9 protein-coding genes are annotated in these 9,876 nt (G+C 60.3%); 3 read left to right on the top strand and 6 right to left on the bottom strand.

Features of this window, described 5'->3' with window-relative positions:
• Positions 1–37: 37 nt before the first annotated feature.
• Genes cysG through ACRESD_RS00785 form a run of 6 tightly spaced genes read right to left on the bottom strand, consistent with a single transcriptional unit; the run spans position 38 to position 7,539 of the window.
• A complete protein-coding gene (cysG, locus tag ACRESD_RS00810; RefSeq protein ID WP_431749191.1) occupies positions 38–1,432 on the bottom strand; it encodes a siroheme synthase CysG in 1,395 nt (464 codons plus the stop codon).
• Positions 1,433–2,713, bottom strand: coding sequence for a serine--tRNA ligase (serS, locus tag ACRESD_RS00805; protein WP_431749190.1), 1,281 nt, complete (start codon positions 2,711–2,713; stop codon positions 1,433–1,435). It lies immediately after the preceding gene.
• A gap of 16 nt (positions 2,714–2,729) precedes the next feature.
• The gene (gene crcB / locus ACRESD_RS00800) at positions 2,730–3,104 is read right to left on the bottom strand and encodes a fluoride efflux transporter CrcB (protein ID WP_431749189.1); all 375 of its coding nucleotides are present in this window, start codon (positions 3,102–3,104) and stop codon (positions 2,730–2,732) included.
• The gene (locus tag ACRESD_RS00795) at positions 3,104–4,426 is read right to left on the bottom strand and encodes a replication-associated recombination protein A (RefSeq protein WP_431749188.1); all 1,323 of its coding nucleotides are present in this window, start codon (positions 4,424–4,426) and stop codon (positions 3,104–3,106) included. Before ACRESD_RS00795 ends, crcB begins: the two co-directional genes overlap by 1 nt.
• A 27-nt stretch (positions 4,427–4,453) precedes the next feature.
• Positions 4,454–5,077 carry an outer membrane lipoprotein chaperone LolA gene (gene lolA / locus ACRESD_RS00790; RefSeq protein WP_016975527.1) on the bottom strand — a complete coding sequence of 208 codons (624 nt, stop codon included), beginning with the start codon at positions 5,075–5,077 and terminating at the stop codon, positions 4,454–4,456.
• Between the two features lie 53 nt (positions 5,078–5,130).
• A complete protein-coding gene (locus ACRESD_RS00785; RefSeq protein ID WP_431749187.1) occupies positions 5,131–7,539 on the bottom strand; it encodes a DNA translocase FtsK in 2,409 nt (802 codons plus the stop codon).
• A gap of 496 nt (positions 7,540–8,035) precedes the next feature.
• Here ACRESD_RS00785 and aat point away from each other — a divergent pair, with 496 nt between their 5' ends.
• From aat to infA, 3 genes are all read left to right on the top strand, one after another.
• Positions 8,036–8,716 carry a leucyl/phenylalanyl-tRNA--protein transferase gene (gene aat, locus ACRESD_RS00780; RefSeq protein ID WP_431749186.1) on the top strand — a complete coding sequence of 227 codons (681 nt, stop codon included), beginning with the start codon at positions 8,036–8,038 and terminating at the stop codon, positions 8,714–8,716.
• A gap of 56 nt (positions 8,717–8,772) precedes the next feature.
• Complete coding sequence (locus ACRESD_RS00775) at positions 8,773–9,480, top strand: arginyltransferase (RefSeq protein WP_431749185.1); 708 nt, start codon at positions 8,773–8,775, stop codon at positions 9,478–9,480.
• Positions 9,481–9,580: 100 nt separating this feature from the next.
• The gene (gene infA, locus ACRESD_RS00770; protein WP_002553999.1) at positions 9,581–9,799 is read left to right on the top strand and encodes a translation initiation factor IF-1; all 219 of its coding nucleotides are present in this window, start codon (positions 9,581–9,583) and stop codon (positions 9,797–9,799) included.
• Positions 9,800–9,876: the final 77 nt, after the last annotated feature.

Here is a 9,876-nt window from a genome sequence, read left to right as displayed (position 1 = left end):
GTGGGAGGGGGCTTGCCCCCGATGCTTTTGAAAAACTTCAGACCTGAGACTGGGCCCCTTCAAACCACTTCAGCTTCTCCCGCAATACCACCACCTCGCCAACGATCACCAATGTCGGCGCATGCACTTCATGCTCCGCCACCATGCGCGGCAAATCCGCCAAGGTGCCGGTAAACACGCGCTGATTGGACGTAGTGCCTTGCTGGATCAACGCCGCCGGCGTATCCGCCGCACGCCCATGCTTGATCAGCTGTTCGCAGATGATCGGCAAGCCAATCAACCCCATGTAGAACACCAGGGTCTGCGACGGCCCTACCAAGTCATGCCAAGGCAGGTCCGACGTCCCGTCTTTCAAATGCCCGGTGATAAAACGTACCGATTGCGCATAGTCGCGGTGGGTCAGCGGAATCCCGGCATACGCCGCGCAACCACTGGCCGCCGTGATCCCCGGCACCACCTGGAACGGGATGCCATGGGCGGCCAGTTCCTCGATCTCTTCGCCACCACGGCCAAAGATGAACGGGTCGCCACCTTTAAGGCGCAGTACACGCTTGCCTTGCTTGGCCAGGTCCACCAATTGCTGGTTGATCCGATCCTGGGGCACGGCATGGTCGGCACGACGCTTGCCGACATACACGCGCTCAGCATCGCGACGGCACAATTCAAGAATGGCCGGCGCCACCAAGCGGTCATACAGCACCACATCGGCTTGCTGCATCAAGCGCAACGCGCGGAAAGTCAGCAGGTCCGGATCACCTGGGCCTGCGCCCACCAAGTACACCTCGCCGGGCGCATACGGCGGCGCGCCGTTGACCTTTTCGATCAACAGGCGCTCGGCTTCATCGCCCTGCCCGGCCAGTTGACGGTCGGCAATCGGGCCTTGAAAAACGTCTTCCCAGAACGCGCGGCGTTGCTGCACATCCGGGTACAAGCCTTTGACCTGGGCACGAAAACGCGCCGCCAGCCCGGCCAGTTGACCGTAGGTCGAGGGAATCCAGGTTTCCAGCTTGGCTCGGATCAGGCGCGCCAGTACCGGCGCATCGCCGCCGCTGGAGACGGCAATCACCAACGGTGAGCGGTCGACAATCGCCGGGAAGATCACGCTGCACAAGGCCGGCGCGTCCACCACATTGACCGGCACGCAACGGCGCTTGGCATCACTGGACACTTGCGCGTTCAGCGATTCGTCGTCGGTCGCGGCGATGATCAGGGTGCAGCCGTCAAGGTCCGCCTCCTGATAACCGCGCAAAATCAATTCCCCGCCACTGCCCAGTACCAGCTCTTTAAGCTGATCTTCGATCTGGGGAGCAACCACCCGCAGCAACGCACCGGCATCGGCCAGCAGCCGGGATTTGCGCAAGGCAATCTCCCCGCCACCGACGACCAACACACGACTGCCGCGCAGGTTATGAAACAGCGGCAGAAATTCCATTTAGCCGATGACCTCAACGCCCGCCATGTACGGCTTGAGCACTTTAGGTACACGGATCGAACCGTCAGCCTGCTGGTAGTTTTCCAGCACCGCGACCAAGGTACGGCCAACAGCCAGGCCCGAACCATTGAGGGTGTGCACCAGTTCCGGCTTGCCGGTTTCCGGGTTGCGGAAACGCGCTTGCATACGGCGGGCCTGGAAATCGCCGCAGTTGGAGCACGACGAGATCTCGCGGTACTTGTCCTGGCTCGGCACCCACACTTCAAGGTCGTAGGTCTTCACGGCGCTGAAGCCCATGTCACCAGTGCACAACGCCAACACGCGGTACGGCAGCTCCAGCAGTTGCAGGACGCGTTCGGCGTTGGCGGTCAGGCCTTCGAGGGCTTCCATCGAGGTCGACGGCTCGACGATCTGCACCATCTCGACCTTGTCGAACTGGTGCTGGCGGATCATGCCGCGAGTGTCGCGACCCGATGCACCGGCTTCGCTGCGGAAGCACGGGCTGTGGGCCACGAACTTCAACGGCAGTTGCTTGGCGTCGAGAATCTCGCCGGCCACGATGTTGGTCAGCGACACTTCGGCGGTCGGGATCAGGTACAGGTCGGCTTCGCCGTCGCGGCTGATCTTGAACAGATCTTCTTCGAACTTCGGCAGCTGGCTAGTACCCATCAACGCCGGGGCCTGCACCAGGTAAGGCGTGTAGGCTTCTTCGTAACCGTGTTCGCCGGTGTGCAGGTTGATCATGAACTGCGCCAAGGCGCGGTGCAGGCGGGCAACCGGGCCACGCAACAAGGAGAAGCGTGCGCCGGACATCTTGGCCGCGGTTTCGAAATCCAGGCCACCGGTCAATTCGCCCAGGGCAACGTGATCCTTGACCTCGAAATCAAAGGCTTTTGGCGTACCCCAGCGACGCACTTCGACGTTGCCGTCTTCGTCTTCACCAACCGGCACGGACTCATGGGGAATGTTGGGAATGCCCAGCAGGATAGAGTCCAGCTCGGTCTGGATGCCTTCCAGCTCGACCTTACCGTCGGACAGCTCAGTGCCCATACGCTCGACGTCCGCCATCAGCGGCGCGATATCTTCCCCGCGCTGCTTGGCCTGGCCAATGGATTTGGAACGCGCATTTCGCTCAGCCTGCAGTGCTTCGGTGCGGGTCTGGACGGTCTTGCGCTGTTCTTCCAGCGCTTCGATGCGCGCAACATCCAAGGCAAAGCCACGGGATGCCAGGCGGTCCGCTACGTCCTGAAGGTTGCTACGTAACAGTTTGGAATCGAGCATGTCGGTCTCTCGTTTATCAAAGTTTGGTCAAGGACAGGCCAGCCCAGGTAGCGAGCAGCCCGCCGAACACGCTGATGCCCAGGTAACCGAAGGCTACCAGGGCTTGCCCGCTTTCCAGCAGGCGCACCGTATCCAGTGAAAAGGATGAAAAGGTCGTCAGACCGCCTACAAAGCCAACAATCAAGCCGGCGCGAATTTCAATCGGCACTTCCGGGCGCAACAGGAACCAGCCGTACAGCAACCCTATAATCAAGCAGCCCACCAGATTGACCGCCAGCGTCGCCGTATAAAAATGCCTTGGCCAATTGGCGCTGACCCACATACCGGTGGCGAAACGCAATAATGTACCAGCGATGCCGGCTACCGACACGGCAAGAATCGTCTTGAGCACTACTTTCTCCGCTGTCTGGGGCTGAGTCGATCGAGTTGGGCGAGGTGATTGAGTTTTTCACCGATCTTCAGTTCCAGGCCACGGGGTACCGGCTGGTAGAACGGTTGCGGTTCAAGCGCGTCGGGAAAATAGTCTTCGCCAGCGGCATAGGCGTCTGGCTCGTCATGGGCATAGCGGTATTCGTCGCCGTAACCCAGTTGCTTCATCAGCTTGGTTGGCGCGTTGCGCAGGTGCAGCGGCACTTCGAGGGAGCCGTGTTCGGCGGCGGCGCGCAAGGCCGATTTGAAGCCCATGTACACCGCGTTGCTTTTCGGCGCGCAGGCCAGGTAAGTAATGGCCTGGGCCACCGCCAGCTCGCCTTCCGGGCTACCGAGGCGCTCCTGTACCTCCCACGCGGCCAGGCACAGGCTCAGGGCACGCGGGTCGGCGTTACCAATATCTTCGCTGGCCATGCGCACCACGCGGCGCGCCAGGTACAGCGGGTCGCAACCACCGTCGATCATGCGTGCGAACCAGTACAGCGCACCGTCCGGGTTGGAACCGCGCACGGATTTGTGCAGCGCCGAGATCTGGTCGTAGAACGCTTCCCCGCCTTTGTCGAAACGACGGCGGGTGTCGCCGAGCAGGCTTTGCAGGAGGTCGACGCCAATCTCGCTGCCGTCTTCGGCCAGGTCGGAGGCGTTTTCCAGCAGGTTGAGAAAGCGCCGGCCGTCACCGTCGGCGGCGGCCAGCAAAATCTTGAAGGCTTCATCGCCGACACTCAGGTGGCGCTTGCCCAGACCCTTGTCTTCGCTCAAGGCACGGTGCAGCAGCTTTTGCATCGCCGCTTCGTCCAGGCTCTTGAGCACATAGACCCGAGCCCGCGAGAGCAAGGCGTTATTGAGTTCAAACGAAGGGTTTTCGGTGGTGGCGCCGATAAAAATCAGCGTGCCGTCTTCGACATACGGCAAAAACGCATCCTGCTGCGACTTGTTGAAGCGATGCACTTCATCGACGAACAGGATGGTGCGCTTGCCGTATTGCCCGGCCTGCTGCTTGGCGACATCCACCGCCTGGCGGATCTCCTTGACCCCGGCCAGTACCGCCGAGACCGTTTCGAAGTGGGCGTCCGAGACTTTCGCCAGGAGCCGCGCCAGGGTGGTTTTACCCACCCCCGGCGGCCCCCAGAAAATCATCGAGTGCAGCGCCCCCTGCTCCAGGGCTTCGCGCAGTGGCTTACCGCGAGCGAGCAGGTGTTCCTGCCCGACGTACTCATCCAGGTTGGTCGAGCGCAAGCGCGCGGCCAGGGGCTGAGCAATCGGGTCACTTCGAAACAGATCCATGGGCAGCGTCTGAAACCTCTCGGCAGGTTATTCCTGGATCACGTCGGCACCCTTGGGGATGTCGAACTTGAACTTGGAGGCCGGCACCGGCTGGTTGGCCTTGACCCCGGAGAACAGGATATCGGTACGCTGGCCGACGCTGTCGACCAGGCGCATGTTGTTGATCACGCCATTGCCGAACGACAGGGACAGCGTGTCAAACAGCGTGTCCTTGGATTTCGGCTTGAGGGTGAACTCGATCACGTTGCTGGTTTGCTTGGAGGTGATGTCGAAGCTGTCGTTGATTTTCGACACGTCACCCGACAGCAACAGTGCCGGTGTCTGGTTCAGGCGCGGGTCCAGCTTCTTGATGGTTGCCTGTTCCAGGTCAGGGTCCCACAGGGTGACCTTCTGGCCGTCGGAGACGATGGTCTGCTCGGCCTTCCCTTCCGTGTGCCAGTAGAACAGGCCAGGACGCTGCACAGCCATCTCGCCTGCAGTTTCCTGCAACTGAGTGCCACCGGCATCCAGGGTCAACTGGGAGAAGCGCGCGGTCAGGGTCTGGGATTTGTCCAACAGGTTCTTCAGGCTGGCGACGGAGGCCGGATCAGCGTGAGCCGAAACAGCGGTCAGGGCCAGTGCCGGCAACAACAGCATGCGGATAAGACGCATGGGAGTCCTCATTGAGTGTCAGGGCGCGCCGTGTGTTGCCACACGGCGCGGGATCAGTCGCGCATCTGCCCGGGGGCGATGACTTCACGCGAGCCGTTGGTGTTCATGGCGGTCACGACGCCGGCCATTTCCATGGCTTCGATCATGCGGGCGGCGCGGTTGTAGCCGATTTTCAGTTTGCGTTGTACAGCGGAGATCGAGGCACGACGGCTTTCCAACACGAACGCCACGGCTTCATCGTAGAGGGCGTCGGTTTCGGCATCGTCGTCACCACCACCGCCGCCATTCTCAAAGCCGCTGCCAGCTTCCTCGACGCCGTTGAGGATATCGTCGTTGTACTCAGGCGCGCCGCGCAGTTTCCAGGCTTCCACCACGCGATGTACTTCGTCGTCGGAAACGAACGCGCCGTGAACCCGGATCGGCAAGCTGGTGCCGGGCGGCATGTAGAGCATGTCGCCGTGGCCGAGCAATTGTTCGGCGCCGCCCTGGTCGATGATGGTCCGCGAGTCGATCTTGCTCGACACCTGGAACGCCATGCGCGTCGGGATGTTGGCCTTGATCAGGCCGGTGATCACATCCACCGACGGACGCTGGGTGGCCAGGATCAAGTGAATGCCAGCCGCACGGGCCTTCTGGGCAATACGAGCGATCAGTTCTTCGACCTTCTTGCCGACGATCATCATCATGTCGGCGAATTCGTCGACCACCACCACGATAGTCGGCAGCTTGGTCAGTTTTGGCGCTTCGTCGTGAATGCTTTCACGCTTGTACAACGGATCATCAATGGTCTCGCCGCGCTCGTGGGCTTCCTTGATCTTGGCATTGAAGCCCGACAAGTTACGTACGCCCATCTTCGCCATCAGCTTGTAGCGACGCTCCATCTCGGCGACGCTCCAGCGCAAGGCGTTGGCGGCGTCCTTCATGTCGGTGACCACCGGACACAACAGGTGCGGAATGCCTTCGTAGATCGACAGCTCCAACATCTTCGGGTCGATCATGATCAGCTTGGCGTCTTCCGGGCCGGACTTGAACAGGATCGACAGGATCATCGCGTTCACACCCACCGACTTACCGGAACCGGTAGTACCGGCCACCAGCAAGTGAGGCATTTTCGCCAGGTCGGTGATCACCGGCTTGCCGCCGATGTCATGGCCGAGGGCCAAGGTGACCGGCGATTTGAAGTTGTCATATTCCGGCGTCGACAGTACTTCGGAGAAGCGCACGATCTGACGGTCTTCGTTGGGAATCTCGATGCCCACGGTGGTCTTGCCCGGGATCACTTCCACCACACGCACACTGGTCACGGCCAGGGAGCGGGCCAGATCCTTCGCCAGGTTGGCGATACGGCTGACCTTCACGCCAGCAGCCGGTTGGATTTCGTACCGGGTAATCACTGGGCCGGGGTGGATGGAGTCCACCGCGACTTCAACGCCGAATTCCTTGAGCTTGATTTCCAACAAGTGACCGACGGCCGCCAGGGATTCCGGGGAATAGTTGAGCTGTTTCTTTTCAGCCGGATCGAGAATCGAGATCGGCGGCAAGGTGCCTTCGACAGCGCTGTCGATAAACAACGGTGCCTGCTTCTCTTTTTGCACGCGATGGCTGGGTTCGGGGGCCTTGGGCGGTGCAGGCGCGATCACTGGCGGCACCTGCTTTTCGCGGTCCGACATGTGTTTGCTCAGGGCCTGCTCACGTTCGATCAGCCGCTCCTTGACCTTGGCCTGTTCGCGACGGTCCGGCGTGCTTGGGGCTACGACTTCGTTGACGCGGGTATCCACCTCACGCAATTGCGCAACCATGCGCTTGCGGTCGACACGGGCGGTCCACCAGCGGTTGGCGGCGCCCTGGAACAGTTCGAACAGGTCCAGCGTAATCTTGCCGGTCACGTCCATCACCTTGAACCATGACAGGTCAGTGAACACGGTGAGGCCAAACAGGAACAGCGCGATGAACATCAGCGTGCTGCCCTGGATATTCAGGGTCCTGCGCGCCAGGTCGCCCAGGCTTTCGCCCAGCGCCCCGCCCGCGCCTGCCGGCAGGCCGGTAGGTGCATGAAAATGGATATGGGCCAGGGCCGCGCCGGACAGCACCAAAAACACCAGGCCGATCAAGCGCCAGGAGAACAGCCAGCCGCTCCACTGCCACGGTTCGTGGCGCTGGCGGAAGATCTGCCAGGTCTTGACCGCCAGCAGCAACGGGAAGATGTAAGCGAAGTAACCCAGCACCATGAACAGAATGTCGGCGCTGTAGGAACCGGCGGGGCCGCCGAAGTTCTGCACGTCTTCGATCTTGCTGTTGTGACTCCAGCCCGGATCGTCCTTGCCGTACGTAAGCAAGGCCATCATCAGGAACAGGCAAAGGGCGCCAATGGCGATCAGCGCACCTTCCTTGAGTCGATAATGCAGGTGCTGACGCCAGGCCGGCACGACTGCTGCTTTAGGTGTTGCGGCGGATTTCTTCAAAACGGGTCTATTCCTGCGCTTTAGCGCGTCCATCTGTTGAATAACTGTAAATACTGCCCAATCCGAGCAGCTGAAAAATGAACGAACGTCGTTGAATCTACTTTTAACACTGGGCGGTTACGGGATGAAATGGCGATAACGCCACAATGGCCGCATTGTACGGGTTTGTGCCCCCGATGCCACGCACTTGCCCCTTACCGAGCAGCATAGACAGCTCAAGTGTCACAGCATGTTCAATTTGAGCACGCATTGTCTTTGCTGACAAAGGCTTATGAGGTGTTTTTACCAATCCAGGCAAGCTTGGCAAATGGCCTGCACGGCACCAACCCGATTACGACCACACCTCACGCACAGAGTTGCAGAAACACCCGCTTACGCCAATCCACGCCAAAGCCCGATTCGGGCTGGCCCCACAGCGCTGCGTCGACAATAATCACCCCTTGTGCGGCAGGCGCCCAACCTGCCACTCCCCTCCCCTACCGTAAGCCCGGATGCCATGCTGACCTGGTTGCAACGCGACTCCCTGACATTTCCGCCACTGGCCAAGGCCATGCGCGAACCCAATGGCCTGCTCGCTGCCGGTGGCGACCTGTCGGCCGAACGATTGATCCAGGCGTATCGCCATGGCTGCTTCCCTTGGTTCTCGGAAGGCCAGCCGATCCTGTGGTGGTCGCCGGACCCGCGCACGGTGATATTCCCTGACGAGCTACATGTTTCCCGCAGCCTGGGTAAATTGCTGCGGCAACAGCGTTACACCGTGACCTTCGATCAGGACTTCGCAGCCGTCATTCAGGCCTGCGCGGCGCCCCGAGCCTACGCTGACGGCACCTGGATCACCGAAGGCATACAAAGTGCCTACCTGGCGCTGCATCAGCGCGGCCTCGCACATTCGGTAGAGGTATGGGACGACGGCCAGCTGGTCGGCGGCTTGTACGGATTGGCAATGGGCCAACTGTTCTTCGGCGAGTCGATGTTCAGCCGCGCCGATAACGCATCGAAAGTCGGCTTCGCGACATTGACCCGGCAATTGCAGGACTGGGGTTTCGTGCTGATCGACTGCCAGATGCCCAACGATCACCTGCACAGCCTGGGCGCCCGCGCCATACCGCGCGACGAGTTCGCAGCCTTCCTACGCAATCATTTGGATCAACCCAACACCGGGTCGTGGGTTTCCTAGGCGACATCCTCGCACCTGGCTTACACTTATTTCAAAGCTTATCCCGAGGGTTGATCATGACCGAGCTGGCGCGCTTGAAGTTTTATGCCACTCAAGCCCACTCTTGCAGCTATCTGCCCGATGAGCAGGCCACCACGCTGTTCCTCGACCCCAGCCAGCCCATGGATGTAAACGTGTACGCCGATTTGTCGGAAATGGGTTTTCGGCGCAGCGGCGACCATCTGTACCGACCTCACTGCCAGAACTGCAACGCCTGCGTTCCGGCGCGCATCCCGGTTGCGCAGTTTTTGCCGGACCGCAATCAGAGGCGCATCCTCAAGCGTAATGCCGACTTATCGGTGAAAGCGACCAAGCCTCGGTACACCGAAGAGTATTTCGACCTTTACCAGCGCTACATCGAACAACGCCACGCCGATGGCGACATGTTTCCACCCAGCCGCGATCAGTTTTCCACGTTCCTGGTGCGCGATCTGCCCTTCTCGCGCTTCTATGAGTTCCGCCTTGATGGCCGACTGCTGGCCGTGGCGGTGACCGACCTGCTACCCAACGGCCTGTCAGCGGTCTACACCTTCTATGAACCGGGTGAAGAACGCCGCAGCCTGGGACGTTTCGCAATCCTGTGGCAAATCGGCGAAGCCCTGCGCCTGGAGCTGGAGGCGGTGTACCTCGGCTACTGGATCAAAAACTGCAAAAAAATGAACTACAAGACCCAATATCGGCCGATTGAGCTACTGATTAATCAAAGATGGGTCACGCTTAACTAGAACCCCTTGGCTTAAACACCCTTTTTCGGGCACAATGCACGCCGCTTTTGCCTGGCGCAGTTGCACCGGGCCATTCACTGGATACCGAGGGCTTTACTGCATGTCGAAAGAAGACAGCTTCGAAATGGAAGGCACTGTCGTCGACACCCTGCCCAACACCATGTTTCGTGTGGAGTTGGAAAATGGGCACGTCGTAACCGCGCATATCTCCGGCAAGATGCGCAAGAACTACATTCGTATTCTTACCGGTGACAAAGTGCGCGTCGAGCTGACGCCCTATGACTTGAGCAAAGGGCGCATCACTTACCGCGCTCGCTAAGCAAGTCAATACAAAACGCCCGGTTATGCCGGGCGTTTTTGTTTGTGGGAGGGGGCTTGCTCCCGATAGCTATGTAT

The sequence above is a fragment of the Pseudomonas sp. genome (assembly GCF_050739995.1).
In the GTDB taxonomy this organism is placed as follows: Bacteria; Pseudomonadota; Gammaproteobacteria; order Pseudomonadales; family Pseudomonadaceae; genus Aquipseudomonas.
This window is presented reverse-complemented; position numbering and strand designations above follow the sequence as displayed.

Bases quoted from the DNA above. Each gene is read 5' to 3' on its own strand.
- lolA (WP_016975527.1), bottom strand. From the start codon at position 5,077: ATGCGTCTTATCCGCATGCTGTTGTTGCCGGCACTGGCCCTGACCGCT.
- ACRESD_RS00795 (WP_431749188.1), bottom strand. From the start codon at position 4,426: ATGGATCTGTTTCGAAGTGACCCGATTGCTCAGCCCCTGGCCGCGCGC.
- serS (WP_431749190.1), bottom strand. From the start codon at position 2,713: ATGCTCGATTCCAAACTGTTACGTAGCAACCTTCAGGACGTAGCGGAC.
- ACRESD_RS00775 (WP_431749185.1), top strand. From the start codon at position 8,773: ATGACCGAGCTGGCGCGCTTGAAGTTTTATGCCACTCAAGCCCACTCT.
- aat (WP_431749186.1), top strand. From the start codon at position 8,036: ATGCTGACCTGGTTGCAACGCGACTCCCTGACATTTCCGCCACTGGCC.
- cysG (WP_431749191.1), bottom strand. From the start codon at position 1,432: ATGGAATTTCTGCCGCTGTTTCATAACCTGCGCGGCAGTCGTGTGTTG.
- infA (WP_002553999.1), top strand. From the start codon at position 9,581: ATGTCGAAAGAAGACAGCTTCGAAATGGAAGGCACTGTCGTCGACACC.